Raw genomic sequence first — 25,058 nt, forward strand, 5'->3', positions numbered from 1 at the left:
AAGTATGGGTGGGCAATACCGGTGATGGCACCATTGATATCATAGATGTGGCGTCCAATACCATAAAACATAGTTTTGCGGTTGGAAAAGTGCCTATCCGTGTTAAGTTTACGCCTGATGGCAAAAGGGTACTGATATCTGATAATGGCACAGGAGAACTGATCATCATAGATGCCGCTTCACGCAAAGTGATCAAACGGGTTAAAGCGGAGGGTGCGCCGGTAGGCATATTGATCATCCCGAATGGCAAAAAGGCCTTTATTGCACGCAGCGGAGCAGGCATGGTAAGTGTGCTTGACCTGGGCACACTGGAATTTACAGGCGATATTAAAACCGGCAATGCACCCGATGGTATGGGATGGGCAAAATAAATTTATGATTTGAAATTTATGATTTAAGATTTAAGATTCCGCTTCGGATTTCTCATTTATTTGTTATTAAGTAAGAAACCGGCACCTTTAATTACTTTGGGAATGACATAATATGTCATTGGCAGCTTCCAGCGGCGGCGGAGTGCTGAGCATTTGTCCAAATGTTTATAACCCTCGGATAACAGTATTAAGTATTACGACCCTGGAAGGGCCGGATAATAAATATCTTGTCTCAGCTTATACTTGAGGCATCACCATGCCGCAAGGATTACAGTTTGGAGTTAAAGAACAGCAAACCATAAATTATAAGCTTCTCTGTGTATCCCTGTGCCACTGTGTCCCCGTGGTTCAATACGCTATTTCAAAAACCCCCTCAGCACATATTGCAGGATGCCGCCGTTCTCAAAATATGCCACATCAATGGCGGAATCCAGTCTTGCTTTTCCTTCAAACGCTATTACTTCACCAGAGTCTTTCTTTGCAGTGACTTTTATTTTTTTGAACGGGTAAAGGTTTTCCGATATCCCGGTGATATCAAATTTTTCTTTTCCCGTTAAGCCCAGTGTTTCCGCTGTTTCTCCTTCTGGAAATTCCAAAGGCAAAATACCCATTCCTACCAGGTTGCTCCGGTGAATGCGTTCAAAGCTTTCGGCGATCACTACTTTAACCCCCAGCAGGCTGGGCCCTTTTGCTGCCCAGTCTCTCGATGAGCCGCTACCATATTCCTTTCCAGCCAAAACGATCAGCGGTGTCCGGTCTGCCGCGTATTTCATAGCTGTGTCAAAAACCGTGAGCGTTTCATTGGTGGGCAGGTAAGTCGAAAATCCTCCCACCTTATCGGTGATCTTATTTTTAATGCGCACATTGGCAAAGGTGCCGCGCATCATCACCTCATGATTGCCACGACGTGATCCATAGGAATTAAAATCTTTTCTTGCCACACCTTTGCTGAGCAGGTATTGTCCTGCCGCGGTTTGTTCGCCAAAAGCGCCTGCAGGGGAAATATGATCCGTGGTAACCGAATCTCCCAAAAACAACAGCACACGTGCATCTTTGATATCGGTCAGCTGTTCGGGAACAGTACTGAGGTTTTGAAAGAAGGGTGCTTCCTGGATATAAGTAGATTTGCTATCCCAAACATATTTTGTGCCTTCGGGTGCTACCAGGTTTTTCCAGTCTTCCTCCCCTTCAAAAATAACGCTGTATACTTTTTCAAAATCTTCCACACGCATACAGGCTTTTATCGTTTCATTGATCTCTTCCTGGGTAGGCCAGATGTCTTTCAGGTATACCGGTTCGCCGTTGGGATCGTAATCCAGCGGGTCATGCAGCAGGTCAACATCTACACGTCCTACCAGTGAAAAAGCCACTACCAGCATCGGCGACATCAGGAAGTTCATCTTCACCTGCGGATGCACCCGCGCTTCAAAATTGCGGTTGCCTGATAATACGGAGGCTACGATCATTTCACTTTTGTCGATGGCCTCTGCAATATGTGGCGGGAGCGGGCCGCTGTTACCTATGCACGAAGTGCAGCCATATCCAACGGTATGAAACCGCAGGGCTTCCAGATCTTCGGCCAGCCCCGAACGTTGCAGGTAACTGGTTACCACTTTAGAACCGGGCGCCAGGCTTGTTTTTACCCACGACTTTGAACGCAATCCCTTTTCAATTGCTTTCCTGGCTACCAGTCCTGCCCCCACCATAACCGCAGGGTTAGACGTATTGGTACAACTGGTAATGGCTGCAATAACAATGCTTCCGTCGCTCAGTACATATTCCTTGTTCTTTATTTTTATTCTTACCGATCGCAGGTTGTTTTCTTTTTCTACAGTAATGCCGGTATGCTCATGACGTGGCGAATATGAAAATTCGGTACCCGAGCCGCCTTCTGCAAGCCATGCATGTTCCTGGCGGCTGTGAAACGGAACATAATCTCTCAAAAATTCAGTCTTAAGCACCTCTGTGAATTTATCATCTAATTCTTCTAACAGTATTTTATCCTGCGGGCGCTTGGGCCCCGCAACCGTAGGCTGCAGGGTGTTGAGGTTCAATTCCAGCACATGGGAATATTCTATAGATTCATTTCCTGTGCGCCAGAGCATATTATCCTGACAATATTTTTTTACAAGATCAATTTGCTGCTGGCTGCGGGCAGTACGTTTCATGTAATCCAGCGTTTGATCATCTATTGGAAAATAAGTGACCGTGCAGCCAAACTCCGGCGACATATTGGATATGGTAGCCCTGTCGGTAACGGTTAAATGATCGAGCCCGTCTCCAAATACTTCAACAAATTTTCCTACCACGCCATAATCGCGAAGCAGTTTGGTTATGGAAAGCACCATATCGGTTGCGGTGCATCCCTGCGGGATCTTACCTGTTAATTTCAGTCCCACAACCTGCGGGCATGAAAAATAAATGGGCTGCCCCAGCATGGCGGCTTCGGCTTCAATGCCGCCAACGCCCCAGGCCAAAACCCCGATCCCGTTTACCATAGGTGTATGCGAGTCGGTTCCTACAAGCGTGTCGGGGAATGCCCACCCGTCTCTTTCGATAACGCCCCTGGCCAGGTATTCTAAGTTTACCTGATGGCAAATGCCCATGCCCGGGGGCACAACAGTAAAGTTGTTCAATCCTTTTTGCGCCCATTTTAAAAGCGTATACCGTTCTGCATTGCGTTCATACTCCAGGGCCACATTGCTTTTATAAGAATAATCCGTACCAAAAAAATCTACCTGTACAGAATGATCAATTACCAGGTCTACCGGTATCGCCGGGTTGATCCTGGAGCCGTCTCCACCTTTGCGGATCATTTCAGCGCGAAGAGAAGCGATATCTACAACGGCGGGAACGCCGGTAAAGTCCTGCATCAGCACGCGCGCCGGTTTAAACGGAATATCTTTATCCGATCCGGCTGCATTCCAATCGGTTAAGGTATGCAGGTGCTCATCGGTAATGGCAAAGCCGTCGTGGTTGCGAAGTATGTTTTCCAGTAATATCCGGATAGAAAAAGGAAGGCGGTGAATATTTTTCCCTTCCTGCTGAAGTTTTGTAAGCGAAGCGATTTTATTGTTCATAGTAAAAAATTAAAGTATTGCGGAGCCCTTAATGTAAGCAATTTTTCTGAGATATGGGATTACTTGGGTTACAGGTTGCAGGTTCCAGGAACACCCCATGCACAAACCCCTGTAACCTGCAGCTTGCAACTCATATCCCCTTTACGCTATCGCAACTTCCACTGTATGTTCACCGCCATCATTCTGCAATTGGAGAAAAGCGTTTTCCGAAACCTTACCGTCTACGCGGACCGTTATTTTATTTTCGCCTGCGCCGGATGTTCTGATCTCAATATTGTATAAGGTATCCATATACCGGTACCGGATATTGAATGAAGGCCATGCCGCCGGTGTGCTGGGATCAAAATGCAGTTGTTCTCCTTTTTGCTGTACACCCAAAAATGATCCGAGGATCAATTGATACATCCATCCTGCAGAGCCGGTGTACCATGTCCACCCTCCGCGGCCAAGATGGAGAGACTGGAAATACACATCGGCAGCTATTACATAAGGCTCCACTTTGTATTTTGCAATGGTTTCGGCGTTACTGCCCCTGTTAACGGGGTTTATCATTTGTAGCAATTCCCATCCTTCTTCCTTTTGTTTCAAAGCCATCAGGGCCATTACCAGCCATATCGCTGCATGTGTATATTGCCCTCCGTTCTCGCGTACTCCCGGAACGTAACCCTTGATATAGCCGGGATTAAGGTCCGATTTGTCGAAGGGCGGGTTCAGCAACTGGATCAGCCCTGCGTCTTTTTTAACCAGGTGTTGAACTGCCGATTGCATGGCCTTGTGTGTTCTTTGCGGGTCTCCGGCTTTAGACAAAACACTCCAGCTTTGGGCAATGGAATCAATACTGGCTTCTTCATTTTGGGAAGAACCCAGCGGCGTACCGTCATCAAAGTAAGCACGGCGGTACCACTGTCCGTCCCATGCATTGGCTTCAATATTTTTCCTCAGGATTTCGGCCTGTTCATTGCATTTTTGCTCAAAAGCTGCATCTCCCCGGTTTGCGGCAATTGCAGCGAACCGTATCAGTATATCATACAGGAAAAAGGCAAGCCACACGCTTTCTCCCTTTCCTTTTTCCCCTACTTTGTCCATACCATCATTCCAGTCGCCCGATCCTATTAAAGGCAATCCGTGTTCTCCGAAATGGAGCGCTCTTTCTATCGCCTTTATGCAATGTAAATACAAACTGGCTGATTGACCGGAACGGGAGGGCAGGTCGTAATAGGATTCTTCTCCTTCGTTCAGCAGCCGGCCTTCAAGAAATTCTACAGGTTCATCCAGTATTCCCGTATCACCCGTATGCACTGTGTATTTTGCCGTTACATAGGGCAACCACAAAAAATCATCGGAGCAGGTGGTACGAACACCTCTTCCCGAAGGCGGGTGCCACCAATGCTGTACATCTCCTTCCCTGAACTGCCGGGAAGCATTCAACAATATTTGCCGGCGTGCTATATCGGGTTGGGCATACATCAGCGATAAAATGTCCTGCAACTGATCTCTGAAACCAAATGCCCCGCCCGATTGATAATAACCGCTTCTGCCCCATATCCTGGAGGCGATCGTTTGATAGTTCAGCCATCCGTTGGCAAGAATGTTCAATGCCGTATCGGGCGTATACACCCGGATGGTTTCTAAGGTGTGTTGCCAGAAACGGGTTACTTTATCCAAAGCCTGGTAAATACTGGCATGGGTTTTAAATTGTTCAATAATGTGCAGTGCATCTCCATGCGTTTTTGCTGCTCCCAGCTTAAAGATAATTTCATGCGATTCTTCGTTGGCCAGGTCCAGGGTGGTTTGTATGGCTGCGCACGGATCGAGCGCAGCGCCCGATTTTCCTGAAAGCTTCACTTTGTTCATGGCAGCCGGGTTACGTGAAGACCCGTTACGGCCAAGAAACTCTTTTCTGTCGCAGGTAAAGGAATCCAGCATGCCATCGGCATCGAAAAAGGCCACGCGGTTGGCAAATTCCGTATTGTAATCGTTTCGCGCAAAGATGGTTCCCGTATCGCTGTCAACGGAGGTTACCACATGCATTTGCGTTTTCGGGCGAAACTCACCGAGTACCCATTCCACATACCCGGTAACAGATAGTTTTCTTTGCCTGCCCGAACGGTTGTGGATTTTGAGCATTGTAAACTTCACACCGGTGTCAAGGTCAGCAAATACGGTCATCTCCGAATAGATACCATCTTCACTGTGCTCAAAGCTGCTGTAACCGAACCCGTGCCTGGTAATATAGGCTGTTTTGCTCCTTGCAGGCAATGGGGCAGGCGACCAGAATCTTCCGCTTTCTTCATCGCGCAGGTAATAACATTCTCCTTCAAGATCATTTACCGGGTTGTTATTCCAGGGGGTAAGTCTGAACTCATGTGCATTTTCCAGCCAGGTATATGCCTGGCCGCTTTCGGATATGATGGTGCCGAATCCCGCATTGGCAATTACATTGCACCATGGAGCAGGAGTAACTTTCCCCGGTTCTGTTATAATAATATATTCTCTTCCGTTTTCCGAAAAGCCACCTGTGCCGTTAAAGAACTGCAGGTTTTCGGGAGGCGCAACAGCAGTGGGCGTTGAAGGATAAAACTTAACAGGTGTAAAATAAGGGATTACATTTTTTATTTTCACATTCCTGTTGATCTGTTCTTCAAGTGAACCAAACCTGTCGGACAGCACCACGCGTGCCACCGTTTGAAAAAGAATGTGGTCTTCATTGGAAAGCTGATCTGCAGAGCGTATAAAAACGCCGCCGGGATCCTCATTGATCTGGGCTCCCACCAGCGGAACCACCAGCGACATGATCTGGTTTTGAAGCGTGTGCCTGTAACTGCCGTGATCTTCATTCCAGATCACCAGGTCAACAGTCATTCCTTTTAAGCGCCAGTAGGCATGTGCCTGGATCATTTGTTTTACCAGTTCAATATTGTTCACGTCCTCAATCTTCACCAGAACAATGGGCAGATCGCCCGAAATGGAATGGCTCCACAGGCTGGATTGCCCACGGTTGTTGCGGGATATAAGGTCGGGGGCGCCCCGCATTGCAGGATCGGTATAAATGATCGCACCCGCCAGCTTTGCATATAATTGTGCATCCGCTTCCGTGGCATTGATCTGCCGCAGTATGATCTGGCTGTGCGTCCACGATAATTCGAAGCCGCGGTCAACCAAAAATTTATCCTGGTATTTCCCGATCATGTCATTACAACCTTCTTCTGTTTCCGCAATGCCGGTTATCATATCAATTACAGCGGTTTGCTGCGGATCAATTTCGATCCTGTATTGTATTGAAACAATAGGATCCAGTACAGAACCCTGGGTAGAAGAAAGCGATGCAGCCTGCTGCATCGCCAATGGCTGGTGAATGGTGTTGCCCCGCCCGGTAAATTTTGTTCTGTCTGTTTCATAAGCTATACTTTGTATAGTTGCATGGTATGCCTTCATTAAATGGAACATAGACGGCGGCTGCTCATGCTGCGAACGCGGCCGGCGTGTACATACAATAGCATGACTTTGCTCCAGCAAAGCAGTTTGTACAAACAGGTTGCTGAAAGCGGGATGTGCGGCATCCGATCCTACCGGCGCCAGCACTACTTCGGCATAGCTGGTTACCTCAATTGTTCTTTTTTTACGCGACCGGTTGGTAAGATGTAACCTTCTCAGCTCCACGTCATCTTCGGGCGACACCACTATTTCGGTATGCGCTTCAATAGCAAAATCGCGACGGCGGAACTCGGCGCGTCCCTGCGAAAATACTGCTTCATAATGATCGCCACCCTGTAATGCAGGCTGGTAGCCGGATGACCAGTATTCATTGTTTTCCAGGTCTCTTATAAAACAGAAATTGCCCCAGTTGTCGCAGGTGCTGTCTTCACGCCAGCGGGTTACGGCAATATTTTTCCACCTGCTGTAGCCTCCTCCGGCGTTGGAAACCATAACATGGTACCTGCCGTTGGAAAGCAGTTGTACTTCGGGTGTAGCTGTTTGAGGGGTGCTGATGATGCGCATAAAGGCATCATCTTCCTTACTCACCTCGCTTGCGGCGTCTGCAATGTGGATATTGGGAGCGCTTAGCGCCGTTACACGGGGTATGCGTTCCTGTAATAACAACAGTGTTGCCTGGAACTGCACATCTGCTGTGAAGCGTTTTTGCATGGGCTGGTTAAGCAGCAAATGCGAAAGCGACAATAAAGCCATACCCTGGTGGTGCACCATAAAGGAATGAATGATAACATGTTCCTGACCTCTTGGCAAACGGGAGGGCGTGTAATCTATCGCTTCGTAAAAGCCATAAGTGCCGGCAAATCCTTTTTTTGCCATAAGCTGGAGGTTATGGCAGGCTTCTTCAGGCATCACCATTAAAGCCATAACGGAAGAGTAGGGCGATATCACCAGTTCTTCTCCCAGTCCGCGTTTGAAACCTGTTCCGGGCACACCAAAAGCCTTGTACTGGTAATTCATGTTGGCGTCTATCATATTATACCCCGACTCTGAAATGCCCCAGGGTACATCTCTTTTATTGCCATAGTCAATTTGTTTTTGCACTACGGCTTTATGTGTCTGATCCAGCAACGTGTTGTCATACGATGGCATCACCAGTAAAGGCATGAGGTATTCAAACATGGAGCCGCTCCATGAAAGCAGAGCCGGCGCCGAACCAAAGCTCGTGAGTTGGCGCCCCAGCGCAAACCAGCTTTCCTGCGGTAATTTTCCCTGAGCTATGGCAACAAAGTTCCCGAGTCTTGCCTCTGAAGCAAGTAGATCGTAATAGCTGTTATCGCGCCGGTGCTCTTCAACATTATAGCCTATAGCAAGCAGGTGCTGCGTTTTGTCGTATAAGAAGTCATACTCCACATCTGCAAGTTCATCGCATTGCCTGGCCAGGCTGTCCAGGTCAAGTATTCTTTCTTTGGCGCGTTTGGCAGATTGAATGATACGGGATACCAGCATGTCCAGCCAGTCATTTTCCTGCGTTGTGTTCGATTGCCTGTAATGCGATTTCACTTTTGGCAGTACTTCTGTGTGTATACAGCACAATTGTGTTAGCGTTGGGATATGATCTATTTCATCAATGATGTTTTGAAATGAGGGCGAGGGGGGATGCATCAGAAGCCAGGGTGCCAGCGTGGCTATATCGCCCGAAAGGTCACTAAGCTGTACGCCCAGCAGGGCCATCCATTCCCGGCGCTCATTGTCGCTTTCCTCATTGTTGTTCTTATACTGCGCAGCAATCGCATTGTACCTGTTTTTCAGGTCTTCGAACAATAGCATCAGTTGTGGCAGCGATACCGGCGGATTCATTCGTGCTGCGTCGATCTCTTTTTTCAGTTCCGGCAAAGCATTGTCCTCCCCGCTTTTTTCGAGCAATATGGCCACGGTGTCGCGAAGCCCGTCAAAGGCTTTGGCAGAGCATACTTTCTCTTCTTTTAAATCCAGTAAACCCTGCTTTAAAGTGATCAGGTGTCCCGTAAAATTGCCGCTGTCCACGCTTGAAACGTATCTTGGTTGCAAACAGGAGAGCGTTATTGTGTCGTACCAGTTATACAGATGCCCCCGGTATTTTTCCAGGGACTGTACCGTATTGAGTGTGCGGGTGGTGCGGTCTATTAATCTGCCGGCCGATAAATAGCCAAAATCAAAGGCGGTAAGATTGGCCAGCAGTGATAACCCGATATTGGTGGGCGACGTGCGGTGCGCAATTTTAGGCCCGGGCTTTTTTTGGTAATTGTCGGGGGGAAGCCAGTTGTCTTCATAGTTCACGAATTTTTCAAAGAAAGCCCATATTCTTCGCGAAAGCTTTTGAAGGAAAAGGATCTGCTCCTCGTTTAATGCAGCTTTTCGGGGCTTACGGGGCATACTCACAAACCATGCAATGCCTGGCGAAAGTATCCACAGTATCAATATACCCAAATCAACCGCAACAGAAGGGGAATTTTTATACAGCAAAAACAACATAGCTGCTGTTGCAAAAGCCGGTGCGATCCACATGGTGGCATAGTTGGCTGCAAGCGTTACGGGAGCGGAACGCATAGCGCTGCCATAAGGGGTCCATTGCAGTAATTTTCGTTTTGAGATAAATATGCGCCAGGCGGTGCGTAAAATGGCATGGGTATTTATAAAAGTTTCATAAGGCAAAAATACCAGATCAAGAAGATGGCGGAAGAAGTTTTCTCCCGCAGTGCGTACCGTAAATAAAAGATGAGGATAAAAGCCGGTATCCTTTGGTTTGTTGAAAGTTTCCCATATCAGTTTTATTATGGAAGGAACAACGATGATGCCTGCCACGACAAGGGTCCAGAAGCTTCCGGAAGTAAACAGCCACCCGTACAACAACAGCAGCATCAGGCAGGCAGGCACCAGGCTGCGCCGGATATTGTCAAAAATTTTCCAGCGCGATAAAACACTTAACGGGTTTCTCCTGTAATTTTTGTTGGGCGCCGGCACAAGGGGGAACAACCATCTTAATATCTGCCAGTCGCCACGTATCCACCGGTGGCGGCGCTGCATGTCGGCATAGTAGCTGGGTGGGTAATCTTCGTACAACTGTACATCGCTCAAAAAGCCCGAACGTGCATAACATCCTTCAACCAGGTCGTGGCTGAGTATCCGGTTCTCGGGGAACCTGCCCTTAAGAGATCGCACAAAAGTATCCACGTCATAAATGCCTTTGCCGATGAAGGAGCCTTCTCCAAACAGATCCTGGTACACGTCGGAGATCATCCGGGTATATGGATCAATACCGGGTTCATTGCCGTGTATCCGGGCGTATAAAGACCCTCTCGGTCCGGGAAGACTGTTGGAAACCCTGGGCTGTAAAATCGTATAACCTTCTGTTACCCTTTTTTTATGCTCACTGTATACTGCTTTATTGAGCGGGTGTGCTAAGGTAGCTGTCATCTTCCAGGCAGCTTCCCTGGGCAGCCTGGTATCTGTGTCGAGCGTGATAACATATTTTATACCCCGGAATAATTCTTTGTTGGCTACAATGGATGAAAATTTTTCTTCGCCTTTACCCCTCAGCAGGGCATTCAGATCTTCAAGCTTTCCTCTTTTGCGTTCATGCCCCATCCACACTCCTTCTTTTTCATTCCATATGCGTGGACGATGGAACAGCATAAAAATATCGGGTGTGTTTTTGCCGTATCGTTCATTGAGTTCGATGATCTTGTTTTTAGCGTGGGCGAGCAACGACTCATCTCCGGGGAGGGTTTGTGTTCCGGCATCCTTAAAGTCGGTTAGCAGTGCAAAATGCAGGTGCTCACCCCGGTTGGCCACATAGCGCACTTCCAGCGCTTCCACCAGCTCATCAACTGCATCCGTATTTATAAGCATCGTAGGTACAACAACTAGTGTACTGTGCTCCGGTGGTATCCCCGATGAAAAATCCATCCTCGGCAGCGGATCAGGACGTGTAAGCAGGGTAGTTAGCCAGTTCAATAGAATTATTGCCGGCTGACTTGCGGCAATGCTGCAAACCAGCATCAGCAAGCCGTATTGCCATATGCCGGTGTTGCGGGTAATATTGCAGGTGATCGCCCAACAAAACAAAGCGGTAAGCAGGATGATACCCAGCAGGTAATAAAACAAAGGGAATGCCGCAAGGTGCTTTCGTAATCTTTTACCAAAAGGCAAATTTACTCTTGCAATCTTTTCTACTGTATTTACTCCGCAGTCTGCAAGATAATAGCCCACGTGCTTTTTCCTGCCGTTTTCCGTGCCCGATTTGGCCTGGTCTATAGCAATTTGGGCTATTTCCTTCTCCGACAGGTTGCTGTATTTGGATATCCTTTCCACCACATGGCGGTAATGGTCTCTTGTATAGAAATCCATTTTTCCATAGGTACCATCCGGGTCTTCGTTCAGTATCCGCTCAACAATGCTTTCCTGTTCTACAAATTTTCGCCAGTTGGTGCTGTTTAAGAACCGGAGACTGCTGATGCTGTTGCTTACAGAAACCTGACGGGCGGCCTGTTTTTGATTTTCGATGTGTACCAGTTCAGCGCCGGACAGGGATGTGTCTGATACGAATTGTTCGATCCAGCTAAGCGGTAAACTCAGTGCTGCGCCCCTGCCCTGGAATCGCCTGGTCAGCTCCGCCACAAAAGCGCCTTCAACCGGCGGTTTTGACCGGGCCATATCGGCTATTACCACTACAAGGTTTTTAGGATCCTTATCCAGCATCTCCAGCATCTGGTCGGCCCAGTAATCGGCCAGGTTTTTATGCAGGATGTCTAATGCTATTTCGGTTGATAAACGACGTAAATTCTCAATTAAAGCGAGACGAAGCATAATAGGGATGGCCCATAATTCTCCAAGTTGAAGCGTGGTTGCCGACTGGTAGGCGCTGATAAAGCCCGATAAGCTTTCGAAATCAACCCTGCCGTCGCTGTGCGAGATCAGCTCTACAACAATATCATATACTCTCGGTAAGCCCTCAGAGGCGCCGTTGGCGAGTTGGGGTAAACCTTTACTGTATCCCCTGGGTAAATGCTTTTTACCCGTGTTTACCTGGTCTTCAATAAGATAAAAATTATCAAGCAGCCATTCGCCGGCGGGGGCAATACGGATATTCGACTTAACTGTTTTGGTAAGCAGGTCGTGAATTTCCATCAGGAGGCGTTCATTCTCCCCCAATCGTTTTAGCATCTTTTCGGAAGGCTGGGCTTTGATTAATATGTGCTTTGCCGCCAAAGATCTGGCGTGATGTTCCATTTGCTGCAGGGTGAAAAGCTCGGAACGCAGGGGCGGCTTTTCGTTTGCATATTTTTGGAAAAGATTGTCGGAAAGCAGCGGGGTGATGATCGTTTTCTTCAGCACCGAAATGGTCTGGGGAAACAGTTCGGAAAATACGTCTTTGTTTTGCCTCTCTTTATGTTGAAATTTCATTTTCAATGATAAGTTTTGCTATGGCCAAACATCCGCAGGGTTTGTCTTTATGAGCCAATAATCATGCCTCCACCTTCATTTGATGAGCCCCGGGAAATTTGTTGCAGCATTAATGTAAACAGCGCAATCGTGCAAAAGGTAATAAAAAGATTTATTCTTTGCAGGGCAGGACGCTGTACCGGATAATAAGATAAAAAACCTGATAAAAAAAATCAATTGCCATTGCCCAGCATTTCCTGTTTTCCTATCAAAATTGTATTGCCGGCCATATTTAATCTTTTAAGCAGGTTGTGGAATTTTTTCCTCATATCATTTTAAAGGCGAACGAATAAAGCGTTTTTGGACAGTATTTCATACTTTAATTTTTTTCGTGCTTTGGTGACCCGGTGGCAGGTATTATTCCTGGATCAATCCCGTGAAACCAGGCAGTGCAACAAATTGAAATGCACAGGCATGGGCAGCAGTTTTATGCTTTAAATTTGCAATAAGCATCGGGCCTTATGATGCCGGATGGTAGCGATTCACCTGCAGCAACCGGTTTGTACCGGAAGCCCGGCACGGTTTTATACAATATTATACATCTTCATGCAATGATTTCATGGACTGAAATATCAATACGTTTGCTTGCTGCTGCAATGTTTGGTGCGATCGTGGGTTTAGAAAGGGAAAGAAAAAAATGGTCGTCAGCAGGAATGCGAACGCATATGATGGTTTGTGTGGGCTCTTCTCTTATTATGATGGTATCGGCTTTCGGCTTTGATGACGTATTAACGAACGAGAGCGTATCGCTTGATCCGTCCCGGGTTGCCGCACAGGTTATAAGCGGCATCGGCTTTATTGGCGCCGGAACAATAGTGTTGCTGAAACAAACACAGATTAAAGGATTAACTACTGCTGCAGGACTATGGACCGTAGCTGCCATTGGGCTGGCAACCGGCGGAGGCATGTATTTTGCCGCAGGTATAACAACCGCGATAGCCCTGCTCATACTCTGGGCTTTGCAACCCATAGAGAAAAAAATAACGGGTCGTTTCGAGCAGCGAAATCTTCATTTCACCACCACCTATGCTTCAGATACAGCTGAAATGATGGGCGGACTGCTTTTTAATGAACATGTAGCGGGCGTACGCAGTTCACTGAATAAAGCGAAAAATGAAAACTCCGTTCACATCACTTTCAATAAAATGGAGGAAAAAGAATTTGCCGGGATAATCAGGGATCTGCAATCAAATGCCGCGGTAAGAGAAATTTCCTGGGGCGATGGAAACAAAATGAAAGCAGCAGAAAATGAAAAATAATTTCCTGAATGAAGAAGAGATCATAAAGCTCCCTGAAAGAAAAATAGAAGCTATTGCTAACGACCCCGTAAAAGCTGCGGAAGCGGTTAACCTCGTGTATGTTACAGACGCACAGCCGGGTATTTTAAGGGTGAAAAACGGAAGTGGGTTTTATTATGTACGGGGCAAGGCAAGGGTAAAAGACAAAAAACAGATCCTGCGGATCAAAAGCCTGGTTATACCGCCGGCCTGGGAAAATGTATGGATCTGTTCGCTGGAGAACGGGCACCTGCAGGCAACGGGGCTTGATGCCCGGAAAAGAAAGCAATACCGCTATCACCCTTTATGGAACACGCTGCGAAACCAAACGAAATTTCATCGCCTGCACGCATTTGGCGAGGCTTTGCCTGCCATCAGACTGCAATTGGAAAAAGACATTGCATTGCCGGGGTTACCGCCGCAAAAAGTGCTGGCAACTGTGGTAAGCTTAATGGAACGAACGAATATACGGATAGGCAGTAATTTCTATGAGAAACTGTACGGCTCGTTTGGATTAACCACTTTGAAGGATAAGCATGTTGCTATTGAACAAAAAAAGATTACCTTTTGTTTTAAGGGCAAGAAAGGCATTGAGCACAATATTACGATCAAAAATAAAAAGCTGGCCGCTGTCGTAAAGCAATGCAGGGATATTCCGGGTAAGGAACTTTTTCAATATTATGAAGGAAATGAAAGACGCTCCATTGATTCGGGAATGGTAAATGATTATATTAGGCAGATCAGCGGTAGTGATTTTACCGCCAAAGATTTTCGCACCTGGTCCGGCACTGTACAGGCTTTTTTAGCTCTTAAAGAAACAGGTATGGCGGAAACAGAAGCCAATGCCAAAAAAAAGATCGTAGAGGCATTGGACCAGGTTTCGGCGCTATTGGGAAATACAAGAACGGTGTGTAAGAAATATTATGTGCACCCCATCATCATATCTTTATATGAAACCAACAGCCTGGATAAATACATCCGGCAATTAGACAAAATAAATAAAAATGACAATAAAGCCGGACTGACCGCAGAAGAAAAAATAGTGATGAAAATATTGGAAACCCATTAAAATGATGCTTCATGAGTAGCAAGCGACTTCAACAATATCTTTCTAAAAAAAAGCAGTCCATCACACCGGCGCAGGAAGAGGATAAAGATTTTATGGGTGAGATGGCGAAGCGGATCAATGCACCCGATGATGCCGAACATGAAACGGATAACGGCAACAGCGGTCATATTGATGAACAGGAATCTGATGGATCGGCAAATGCATTTGAAACCAAGTAGCGCTATGTCAAACGTGAGATGTGAGAAGAGAAACATTTCTTTCGGTAGGGCAGTTCTCACTTTTAGGATAGCTCGCAGCAATATAAAAATAAGATCATAAAACCCGGAAATTGTCTTTTTACAAAGCATACCAGCCTTCTCCCGTGCTTAAGGGGATAGTTCGCGAATTGCAGGTATATCATGCACAATGGAGCGAAGCGGCAAAGCTTCCCGAACCTTTTATTACCTGCCTGGCCAATACTGAGCAAAATCTCTATTTCTACCTTCATGACCCTGTAAAGATCGTACCTGCAGCACAGGTTGAAATACCGGTGCCCCGCGTAGTGGTTACCGGTCCAAAATACAAGCCCGTGGGATTATTATTTGGTAAAGACCACCTTATGGTAAAAGTGGCTTTTTATCCAACCGGCACGTGGCGCTTATTGGGTATTCCTATGCAGCAAACCGTTAATAACGGTATAGATGCTGCAACAATATGGGGTAGCGAATTGAATAACCTGTTGGAGCAGCTAACATCAGTCTCGTCCTATGATGCCATGGTGGAAATAGTTATATCATTTCTGGAAAAGAAGTTTGATGCATCCTGCCGCCCTCAGGAACCGGTAGACCAGGTGGCTGTTGAGATGCTCGACCCGATGAAAGCGCATTCATTAAAAACATGGGCACACCTGGCCCGCCTGAGCCTCCGCCAGTTTGAACGCAGTTTTATTACAAGAGTGGGGATCGCTCCCAAATTGTTCATCCGGATCGTACGGTTTGAATATGCAATGAAAATTAAAAATGCATACCCCGGTAAAAACTGGTCGCAAATTGCCCTCGAATGCGGGTATACCGATTCTTCTCACCTGTTGAAAGAATTTAAAGCATTTGCGGAATTTCCTCCCGGGCGGTTTTACCTGCAGCCCACCAGCGGGCACAGCGCATTTCCGACCGGTTAAAAATGTCGTTTTTTTACTAAGGTTTAATACAGCGTCCGTTTAATTTTGGCAATGCAAAAAAAAGATCATCCCGGCGTATACATACCACCGCCGTTAATTTACGTGGCATTCTTCTTTTTGTCTGTTGCATTGCAAAAGATCATACCCCTCAACAACCTCTTTTTGCAAACGGCCACTGCCGCAACGGCTGGCTGGATCTTGCTTATTGCAGGAATGGTGATTGTAGTGCCTGCACTCTGGAAATTCATTGCCTCAAAAAATACCGTGGTTACCATTAAGCCGGCCAGTTCACTGCAAACCACAGGCATATATGCCATTACCCGCAACCCCATGTATCTGGGATTGTTGCTGCTGTATTGCCGTATTGGTATTTTTAAGGGCAGCTGGTGGACATTTATTGTGATACCCCTGCTTGTTGTAACCGTTCAGTTTTATATCATCCGCAAAGAAGAGCGCTACCTTCAAAGGGCTTTCGGTAACGAATACCTGCAGTACAAAAAGAAAGTGCGACGGTGGATATGATGAGGGTGCAACAGATGACCTGTATAGCTAATACAGCTCGTAATCCGTTTCCAGGAAATCTTCCACGCCGGGAATCCAATACCTTTGGATAAATTCGGTATGTATGGGATGGCTATTGTACATGTTATAGGCTTTTTGATCGGAAAATGCCATAGACAGGCCGAAATTGAACCTGTTCTTTTTGCTGGTTTGCCGCAGCCGTTCAAATTGCTCCACGCCGGGTATCTTTTTCAAATGCAGGGTGGCATCTAAAAATTCTTTTTCTTCCGGAGATCCCTTTGGATATTTTAATGTGAATGCTACAGTATGACGGATCATGCGCCGGGTTTTAATTTAATTAAGCCTTTTTGAAGGCTTAGATCTTAATGTATTTAATAACTCACTAATAAATTAATCAGTAGCGCTCCGCTAATGATGAGGAGCCCAAAGCATTCCCTCGTATTTTCAATATATGGCCTGGTAGCCTGCATGGTAGCTGCTATGTTTTGCCTTTTGTATTTGGTCAGCCAGTCCCATACGCCGTCTTTTTTAAAGAAAAGAACAACGGCGTATACCAGATAAAAGCCCATCACCGGCATATAAATAAGCGGATAATAATATTTAAAAGCTGCCAAACCGCACAAAACGGCGGATATCATATAAATACTTACCCAAAGCCATGCATCTTTGTCGTTCATATTTAACCAGGCGAACCATACAAATGCAACGAAGAAAATGATATTCAATACAGATAAAAGCATAATAAAACAGGATGTGAGATTAAAGACGATCTTATTTGTAAATTTACACGTAAATTAAATTCATTAATACTTACTTAATTTTACATATTATTAATTATTAAAGCAGCAGGTTAAAGATAATATGATGTCTCATTATCAGTCTGAAGCGTTAAAGATATTACTTTCAGCAGTTGTCAGGCAAAATGTAAACCCCGAAATGTGGACCTGGTTAAATGATAAGGCAGCCCCAACCCATAATCCGCATCAGTTTAATGTTGCCTTTGTTTCGGTTCCCCGCAGAACAGGAAAACCGCTCATTCATGTAACTCCCGATCAGGAAGAATCACTCCGGAAAGAGGGAGCAGGCTTGTCCGTTTCGTCCTGGTCTGTTGACAGGCTGTGCAGGGTATGGCTGCTTGCCAATGCAGACAGTGCGGATAAAGCGCAATATTTTCAAACCATTGAAAATTTATTTTTAACGGCCGAAGTAAATGAACTGGTAGCGCTGTATTCGGCTTTGCCTTTTTTGGCATACCCCCAAATGTGGAGCAAGCGATGCGCCGAAGGCATCCGCAGCAATATTGGCAACGTTCTGGAAGCGATCATGTGCAACAATCCTTACCCGGCGGCTTATTTGAATGAGCAGGCATGGAACCAGTTGGTGTTAAAAGCTTTTTTTACGGAAAAGCCGGTTGAGCAGATCATTGGACTGGATACCCGCGCCAATGCAGCGTTGGCTAAAACCTTATCCGATTATGCCCATGAAAGATGGGCCGCACACCGCACGGTTAATCCACAGATCTGGCGTTGCACGGGAAAATTTATTGACAAAGATATTTTTCCTGATATGGAAAGACTGGCTCAATCGGAAAACATATCCGACAGGGAAGCCGCTGCATTGGCCTGCAGTGAAAGTGATTATCCTCCGGCTCAGGAACTATTAAATAAATTGCCTGGTATTAAATCTGCCATAACATCGGGTGAATTGAACTGGAATGTGCTGGCAGAAAAAATAAAAAATCATGTGTTGCAGCAATAACATTACAGAAAAGGACCTCCAGCCCGGAACGCCGGACAAGTCTTATCTTGAACGCATAAAAGGGATGCAGTTTTTTGATCCGCATATCCATATGACGTCGCGTACGACCGATGATTATGAAGCCATGGCAGATGCAGGTATAGTTGCCATTATTGAACCTGCATTCTGGCTGGGACAGCCCCGTACCGGTATAGATACATTCCGGGATTATTACAGCAGCCTCATTGGCTGGGAACGTTTCCGCTCTTCCCAGTTCGGTATCAAACATTATTGCACGATCGGGTTAAATTCACGCGAGGCCAACAATGAAGCGCTGGCAGAGCAGGTGATGGAAATACTGCCTTTGTTCGTTTATAAAGAAGGCGTGGTGGGTGTGGGAGAAATCGGTTTTGATGACCAAACCCCTGCAGAAGAAAAGTACTATCGCCTGCAACTCAACCTGGCTAAGGAAGCCGGGCTGCCGGTGCAGATACATACCCCTCACCGCGATAAAAAAAGAGGCACTACCCGCAGCATGGACATAGCCCTCGAACAGGGGCTTGACCCGGCGATGGTGATCGTTGATCATAACAACGAAGAAACCGTAAAAGAAGTGTTAGACAGGGGATTCTGGGCTGCTTTTACCATTTACCCCTTTACAAAAATGGGTAATGAAAGGATGGTGGATGTGGTGAAGCAGTATGGAACAGACCGCATAATGATCAATTCGGCGGCCGACTGGGGCATCAGCGACCCGCTGGCAGTTCCCAAAACTGCGGCGCTTATGAAAGATATGGGCATCAGCGATGAAGCTATCCGGCTGGTCACTTACCGGAACGCGATCACCGCTTTTGCACAAAGCGGCCAGATTGATGAACCGGATTTTGCCGCGGTAAAAAATATTGACCAAAGCCTGAAGTTTGGGGGGAATACCATCCTCAGGGGAGGGCAGAAACCCCGGACAGACAAAAGCTCCATCATTATACGATAAATACAGCATGGAGAAGGTGATCGGGTTTTTGCGCTTAATGCGGCCGGCGAATATTGTTACCGCTGTTGCCGATATCCTGGCAGGCGTTGCCATTGCAGGATACGTTGTTAAAGATGGAAGTGTGTATCAATGGCAACCTATCGGACTGCTGATATTTTCTACCATTGGGCTGTATGGAGGAGGGGTGGTTTTAAACGATGTGTTCGATGCAGAGCTTGACCGGACGGAACGCCCCGAACGTCCTGTTCCCAGTGGGCTGATCACAAAAAATGGTGCTGCTTTATTTGGGATCATCCTGCTCCTGGCGGGCATTGCGGCTGCCGCCAGCGTACATGTAACCGGCTGGCTTTCATTCTCAGCAATGATCTCGGTTGCTATTGCGGTTTGTGCGGTAGTATACGACAAATGGATGAAACACAACGGTTTTTTAGGTCCGCTTAATATGGGCATTTGCCGCGGACTGAATTTGTTGCTGGGAATGAGCATTCTTCCTGCTGCGCTCCCGCAATATGGTTATATAACCATAATGCCTGTGATATATATAGCTGCTGTTACCATGATCAGCAGGGGAGAAGTACATGGAGGAAAGAAAAGCATCTTGTATGGCGCGGTATTATTATATGCAATGGTGATCGCCGGCATTTTAACAGTAGCCGTCATCAATTATCATATTGTATATGCACTCGCTTTTGTGATCTTGCTCGGTGCCATGATATTTCCGCCTTTACAAAAAGCCATTCGTAACCCGGCCGGACCACTTATTGGAAAAGCTGTAAAGGCTGGTGTAATTGCATTGATCGTGATGAATGCAGGCTGGGCAGCCGCATTCGGCGCAATTTATTTTGCACTGCTTATTGTATTGCTTTTGCCGGTGTCGGTACTCCTGGCGAAACTATTTGCTGTTACCTGATGGCAATGATTTGTTAATAACTTATTTTTACGCTTTTAAAATGGCGCAATATCCTGTTTCCGTACTATTTTAGCAACAACGTGATGGATCATATAGAGCAAACATTCAGCGTACGATTTGAGTATAAAGTTTTTTTTACCAATCATTTATTTGCACCCGATAATTTTCTTTTCCGCAATTTTCTGAAGGCAGCCCAAACGGATATTCCCAAGAAAGTTTTTTTTGTAATAGATGAAGCTGTAGCCACTCATCACCCCCGGTTGAAGGAGGAGATCAGGAATTATTTCGCCAGCGAACATGATTTTGTATTGATAAAAGACATCATGGTGATCCCGGGTGGCGAGCGATCTAAAAATACGGAAGCATATTTTTATAGCGTTGTACAGGCCGTTGATGCACATGGCATAGACAGGCATTCTTATATTGTGGCAATAGGCGGCGGCGCTGTGCTCGACCTTGTTGGGTATGCCGCAGCCGTATCGCACCGCGGCATCCGGCATATACGCATACCTACTACCGTACTTTCACAAAACGACTCTGGTGTTGGCGTTAAGAACGGCATCAATTACCTCGGCAAAAAAAATTTCCTGGGAACATTTGTTCCACCTGTTGCCGTATTCAATGATCACTTTTTTTTAACTACCTTGAGTGATGCCGAGTGGCGTTCGGGTATGTCGGAAGCAGTGAAGGTAGCGCTTATCAAAGACAGGGCTTTCTTTGAATGGTTAAAAGCGAATGCCCCGCTTTTGGCGAACAGGAACATGGAAGCCATGCAATACCTCATAAGAAGATGTGCCGAACTGCACCTGCAGCATATAGCCGGGGGTGATCCTTTTGAGATGGGGTCGTCGCGCCCGCTGGATTTCGGGCACTGGAGCGCCCACAAAGTGGAGCAGCTTTCGGATTTCAGTATCCGTCATGGAGAAGCGGTTGCAATGGGCATCGCGCTCGACAGCGTCTATTCCTTTTTGTCGGGAAGATTGCAGGAACAGGATGCCAGAGCCATTGTTGAAGTATTGAAATCACTCGGATTTTCGGTTACTCACCCTTTGCTTGATGTACAAAATGATGAAAGCCCGGTATTGAAAGGATTGAATGAATTCCGGGAGCACCTGGGCGGGCAACTGACGATTATGCTGCTAACGTCCATTGGAAAAGGAGAAGAAGTACATGAACTGGATACCATTATATTACAGCAGGCCAGCCAGTGGCTGAAAAATTATTAAAAAAGAATATGCAAACAGCACACGGACATCTTACCTATTGCACCAATATACATGCCGGTGAAAGCTGGGATGATCACTTTACGCAATTAAAGGAGCATATTCCTGCCGTTAAAAAGCAGGTGTCGCCCGGTAAGCCTTTTGGTATCGGGCTCCGGCTTTCCAACGCGGCGAGCATTGAGTTGCTGGAAGAAAAGAATCTCGGCATTTTTCAGCGGTGGCTGAACGATAATGACTGCTATGTTTTTACGATGAACGGATTCCCTTACGGCGGATTTCACCGTACGGCAGTGAAAGACAAAGTGCATGCGCCCGACTGGACTACCGCTGAACGGGAAGCATATACAATAAGGCTGGCGCAGATATTATCGGTGCTGTTGCCCGATGGTATGGACGGAGGGATTTCCACATCTCCTTTATCGTACAGGTTCTGGCACAGCACCGAACAATTGCCCGGTGTTTTTGAAAAATCAACCCTTCACCTGTTGGCGGTGCTCGACCAGTTGATACAGATAAAGCAGTCTACCGGGAAGTCAATACATATAGATATTGAACCGGAGCCCGATGGGCTGTTGGGAGAAGGGAAAGAATTTACAGAGTGGTATACTCAATATTTGCTGCCATTGGGCATACCTTATACAGCCAAGCTTTTTGGATGCAGCGATGATATTGCCGCTTTTCACATAAAAGAGCATATACAGCTCTGCTATGATGTATGCCATTTTGCTATCTGTTATGAAGATCATGCGGCCATGATCAAACAGATGCAGGAACTTGGCATTAAAACGGGTAAAATACAGATCAGCGCTGCGCTGAAAGCGAAGTTGCCCGCTGAGCCTGAAAAGAGAGCGCCTGTAATTGAAGCCTTCGGCAGGTTCAATGAACCTACTTACCTGCACCAGGTAGTGGCGCTGCAGCAAAATGGCCGGCTGAAAAGATATGCCGATATGCCTGATGCCCTGCCTGATGCTTATAATACAGAAGTAACAGAATGGCGGGCTCATTTTCATGTGCCCTTGTTTGTGGAAGGATATGGTGTGCTGCAGTGTACACAAAAAGATATTGAGCAGGTATTGTCTATTCACCGGCGGCAGCCGTTCACCGGCCACCTTGAAATAGAAACCTATACCTGGGAAGTGTTGCCCGATGATAAAAGATTGCCGCTTACCCAATCTATTATAAGAGAAATGCAGTGGGTGATGGGATTGCCGGGGTGAGGGATGTGAATAGTGAGTAGTGAGTAGTGAGTAGTGAGCAGTGAGAGGAGAGAAGTGAGATGTGAAAGAAATACCGGACCCATTGTTAGTAGTATTAACTGACAGCCCATGGCTGATGGCTCAAAGCTGATTCCTGATACCTCATACCTGATACCTCATACCTGACACCTGTTTCATTATGAATAAAACCATTGTAATAGATATTATAGGATTGTCTTCTAACCTGATAGGAGAGCATACGCCCTTTTTAAAGCGCTATGTCAGTAACAGACATTTGCAAACCATTGCGCCCATGTTGCCAGCCGTAACCACATCGGTGCAATCTACTTATATCACAGGTAAGTGGCCGAATGAACATGGTATTGTGGGCAATGGCTGGTACGACCGTACCGATTGTGAAATAAAATTCTGGAAGCAGTCCAATAAATTGGTTCAGTCCGAAAAAATATGGGAAAGAGCAAAAAAGGCAGACCCATCGTTTACCACTTCTAAAATGTTCTGGTGGTATAACATGTATTCCGGCGCGGACTATGCGGTAACGCCGCGCCCCAATTATTTAGCCGACGGTCGGAAGATGCCGGATTGTTATTCTCATCCTGCAGCGTTGAGGGATGAATTGCAAAACGAGCTGGGGCAATTTCCATTGTTTAGCTTCTGGGGACCGGGTGCCAGTATCAAATCCACACAATGGATAGCCGACGCCACTGTTTTTACCGATAAAAAATATAACCCCACCTTAACGCTGGTTTACCTGCCTCACCTGGATTATTGCCTGCAGAAATATGGTCCCGATCTTTCAAAAATAAGCATGCATTTGGGTGAGATTGATAAAGTGGTTGAACAATTGGTGGAATATTACACGGCTAAGAATACAAGGATTGTGCTCTTATCCGAATATGGCATAAACCCTGTTGATAACCCCATTCACATCAACCGGGCATTACGTGAAAAAGGGTTGCTGGGAATAAGGGTGGAGCGCGGACTGGAGCTTTTGGATGCAGGTGCGTCCAGGGCCTTTGCAGTGGCAGATCACCAGGTAGCCCACATTTATATAAATGATCCTTCGGTAATGGCTCAGGTAAAAGAAACGGTTGCCGGCATACCGGGTGTGGCGCTTGTGCTGGATCGCGAAGCACAGGAAGCATATCATATTGATCATGAACGGTCGGGTGATATTGTATTGATGGCAGATGAAAAAAGCTGGTTCACTTATTATTTCTGGATCAATGACGCTGTGGCGCCCGATTATGCAAGGGTGGTAGACATTCATAAAAAACCGGGCTATGACCCCGTAGAATTGTTTATGACTTCCAAAGCCCGTGCAGGGTATAAGCTGCTGCGCAAAAAAGCAGGCTTCAGGTATGTAATGGATGTAATTCCTTTGGAAGCTGCCCTGGTAAGGGGATCACATGGCAGTGTTTTAGCAAGTCCGGCTTTTCACCCGGTGCTCATCACCGACCAGCCTGTTGAAAAAACAGCGCTGGCCGCAACAGATGTGTATGATGTGATCTGGAAGCAGCTTGCGGGGGAGGGGTAGGTGTGGGGTAGAAGGTAGAAGGGAACCGGATCCACCCGCCCTGGTACTTGTCTGTTCGGAGCGCTGCGTTCACCTCATGTAAAAACGGTCCGGGTATTTATTTTTTGCACACCATATTTTACAATAAATTCAATGATGGAAATCATTGGATATATAGCGGCGGTTTTAATCGGTATATCACTCGGGCTCATTGGCGGGGGCGGTTCTATACTAACTGTTCCCTTGCTGGTTTATATATTCTATTTGCCGCCGGTTATAGCTGTTTCTTATTCACTTTTTATTGTAGGTACGACCAGTTTGTTGGGTGCGGTCAGTAATTTCAGAAAAGGACAGGCCAGCTTTAACCTGGCATTGCCCCTTGGAATTGTATCGCCTGCAACGGTATTTTTGGTAAGGAGATATATTGTACCACATATCCCGGAACAGCTTTGGATGGCCGGTAAACTTGCCATTACCAAATCTATGCTTACCATGCTGTTGTTCGCCGTATTAATGCTGGCGGCCTCCCTGTCAATGCTTAAAAAGACCATCAATCCTTCAACCCGATCCTCTCCTGTTCGAAGTGTAAAAGATTATATTCAGCTGGCATTGTTTGGCCTGGCCATCGGGTGCGTCACAGGCTTTTTGGGCGCCGGGGGAGGCTTTCTTATTATACCTGCTTTGGTAATACTTTTAAAGCTGCCTATGAAAGAAGCGGTGGGCACATCCTTGTTTATTATAGCGATCAATTCGCTTGTAGGCTTTGCGGGCGACCTGGGTCATTATGATATTGACTGGCTGTTTTTAGTGAGCGTCAGCGCTGTTGCTGCTGCGGGCATCCTCGTTGGTACACAATTAGCAAAAAAGATTTCCTCAAACAAATTAAAAAAGGGCTTTGGATGGTTTGTGCTGGTGATGGGCATTTATATTATAGTGCAGGAATTGATGGTATTGTGGGGTTGAGGGGGCAGGTTAGGTTACAGGTTTCAGGGGAGGCTCTTCAGATTTGAAATTTATTTGGTTCTTGTGATTTGGTTCTTATTATTTGTTCCCCGGGGCTTTGCGTTCAGATG

General features: G+C 46.5%; 17 protein-coding genes. 13 read left to right on the plus strand and 4 right to left on the minus strand.

Features of this window, described 5'->3' with window-relative positions; genetic code table 11:
- Nucleotides 1-371 (plus strand): YncE family protein (locus PLH26_RS07830; protein WP_502876370.1); only part of this gene is annotated, 371 nt, incomplete at its 5' end.
- A 356-nt stretch (nucleotides 372-727) separates the two neighbouring features.
- On the opposite strand, the gene acnA is transcribed toward PLH26_RS07830, so the two are convergent.
- Both acnA and PLH26_RS07840 read right to left on the minus strand, forming a co-directional pair.
- Complete coding sequence (gene acnA, locus PLH26_RS07835; protein WP_324585453.1) at nucleotides 728-3,451, minus strand: aconitate hydratase AcnA; 2,724 nt, start codon at nucleotides 3,449-3,451, stop codon at nucleotides 728-730.
- Between the two features lie 141 nt (nucleotides 3,452-3,592).
- A complete protein-coding gene (locus PLH26_RS07840) occupies nucleotides 3,593-12,328 on the minus strand; it encodes a glycoside hydrolase family 94 protein (protein WP_324585454.1) in 8,736 nt (2,911 codons plus the stop codon).
- Nucleotides 12,329-12,828: 500 nt separating this feature from the next.
- On the opposite strand from PLH26_RS07840, the gene PLH26_RS07845 reads away from it, so the two are divergent.
- From PLH26_RS07845 to PLH26_RS07865, 5 genes are all read left to right on the plus strand, one after another.
- Nucleotides 12,829-13,626: an MgtC/SapB family protein gene (locus PLH26_RS07845; RefSeq protein WP_324585455.1), complete on the plus strand. Its 798-nt coding sequence runs from the start codon at nucleotides 12,829-12,831 to the stop codon at nucleotides 13,624-13,626.
- Complete coding sequence (locus tag PLH26_RS07850) at nucleotides 13,616-14,713, plus strand: DNA topoisomerase IB (RefSeq protein WP_324585456.1); 1,098 nt, start codon at nucleotides 13,616-13,618, stop codon at nucleotides 14,711-14,713. The genes PLH26_RS07845 and PLH26_RS07850 overlap by 11 nt, the downstream gene beginning before the upstream one ends.
- Before the next feature lie 11 nt (nucleotides 14,714-14,724).
- Entirely contained in the window at nucleotides 14,725-14,931 is a 207-nt protein-coding gene (locus tag PLH26_RS07855; RefSeq protein WP_324585457.1) for a hypothetical protein, read from the plus strand.
- A gap of 110 nt (nucleotides 14,932-15,041) precedes the next feature.
- Nucleotides 15,042-15,869, plus strand: coding sequence for a helix-turn-helix domain-containing protein (locus PLH26_RS07860; protein ID WP_324585458.1), 828 nt, complete (start codon nucleotides 15,042-15,044; stop codon nucleotides 15,867-15,869).
- Between the two features lie 51 nt (nucleotides 15,870-15,920).
- Nucleotides 15,921-16,391 carry a methyltransferase family protein gene (locus PLH26_RS07865; protein ID WP_324585459.1) on the plus strand — a complete coding sequence of 157 codons (471 nt, stop codon included), beginning with the start codon at nucleotides 15,921-15,923 and terminating at the stop codon, nucleotides 16,389-16,391.
- A gap of 27 nt (nucleotides 16,392-16,418) precedes the next feature.
- Here the strand turns inward: PLH26_RS07865 and PLH26_RS07870 are convergent, their stop codons facing one another.
- Both PLH26_RS07870 and PLH26_RS07875 read right to left on the minus strand, forming a co-directional pair.
- Complete coding sequence (locus PLH26_RS07870) at nucleotides 16,419-16,709, minus strand: Dabb family protein (RefSeq protein ID WP_324585460.1); 291 nt, start codon at nucleotides 16,707-16,709, stop codon at nucleotides 16,419-16,421.
- Nucleotides 16,710-16,762: 53 nt separating this feature from the next.
- The gene (locus tag PLH26_RS07875; RefSeq protein ID WP_324585461.1) at nucleotides 16,763-17,131 is read right to left on the minus strand and encodes a transmembrane 220 family protein; all 369 of its coding nucleotides are present in this window, start codon (nucleotides 17,129-17,131) and stop codon (nucleotides 16,763-16,765) included.
- Nucleotides 17,132-17,252: 121 nt separating this feature from the next.
- Here PLH26_RS07875 and PLH26_RS07880 point away from each other — a divergent pair, with 121 nt between their 5' ends.
- The 7 genes from PLH26_RS07880 to PLH26_RS07910 all read left to right on the plus strand — a co-directional run bounded on the left by PLH26_RS07880 (nucleotide 17,253) and on the right by PLH26_RS07910 (nucleotide 24,948).
- Complete coding sequence (locus PLH26_RS07880) at nucleotides 17,253-18,149, plus strand: EboA domain-containing protein (protein ID WP_324585462.1); 897 nt, start codon at nucleotides 17,253-17,255, stop codon at nucleotides 18,147-18,149.
- Nucleotides 18,133-19,119, plus strand: coding sequence for a TatD family hydrolase (locus tag PLH26_RS07885; RefSeq protein WP_324585463.1), 987 nt, complete (start codon nucleotides 18,133-18,135; stop codon nucleotides 19,117-19,119). The genes PLH26_RS07880 and PLH26_RS07885 overlap by 17 nt, the downstream gene beginning before the upstream one ends.
- A 7-nt stretch (nucleotides 19,120-19,126) precedes the next feature.
- Nucleotides 19,127-20,029 carry a UbiA-like protein EboC gene (gene eboC / locus PLH26_RS07890; RefSeq protein ID WP_324585464.1) on the plus strand — a complete coding sequence of 301 codons (903 nt, stop codon included), beginning with the start codon at nucleotides 19,127-19,129 and terminating at the stop codon, nucleotides 20,027-20,029.
- Between the two features lie 83 nt (nucleotides 20,030-20,112).
- A complete protein-coding gene (locus PLH26_RS07895; RefSeq protein WP_324585465.1) occupies nucleotides 20,113-21,255 on the plus strand; it encodes a 3-dehydroquinate synthase in 1,143 nt (380 codons plus the stop codon).
- A gap of 8 nt (nucleotides 21,256-21,263) precedes the next feature.
- Nucleotides 21,264-22,469: a metabolite traffic protein EboE gene (gene eboE / locus PLH26_RS07900; protein ID WP_324585466.1), complete on the plus strand. Its 1,206-nt coding sequence runs from the start codon at nucleotides 21,264-21,266 to the stop codon at nucleotides 22,467-22,469.
- A 178-nt stretch (nucleotides 22,470-22,647) separates the two neighbouring features.
- A complete protein-coding gene (locus PLH26_RS07905; protein ID WP_324585467.1) occupies nucleotides 22,648-24,006 on the plus strand; it encodes an alkaline phosphatase family protein in 1,359 nt (452 codons plus the stop codon).
- Nucleotides 24,007-24,138: 132 nt separating this feature from the next.
- The gene (locus PLH26_RS07910) at nucleotides 24,139-24,948 is read left to right on the plus strand and encodes a sulfite exporter TauE/SafE family protein (protein WP_324585468.1); all 810 of its coding nucleotides are present in this window, start codon (nucleotides 24,139-24,141) and stop codon (nucleotides 24,946-24,948) included.
- The last annotated feature ends 110 nt before the right edge of the window (nucleotides 24,949-25,058 follow it).

This window comes from Agriterribacter sp. (assembly GCF_035444585.1).
Classification (GTDB): domain Bacteria; phylum Bacteroidota; class Bacteroidia; order Chitinophagales; family Chitinophagaceae; genus Agriterribacter.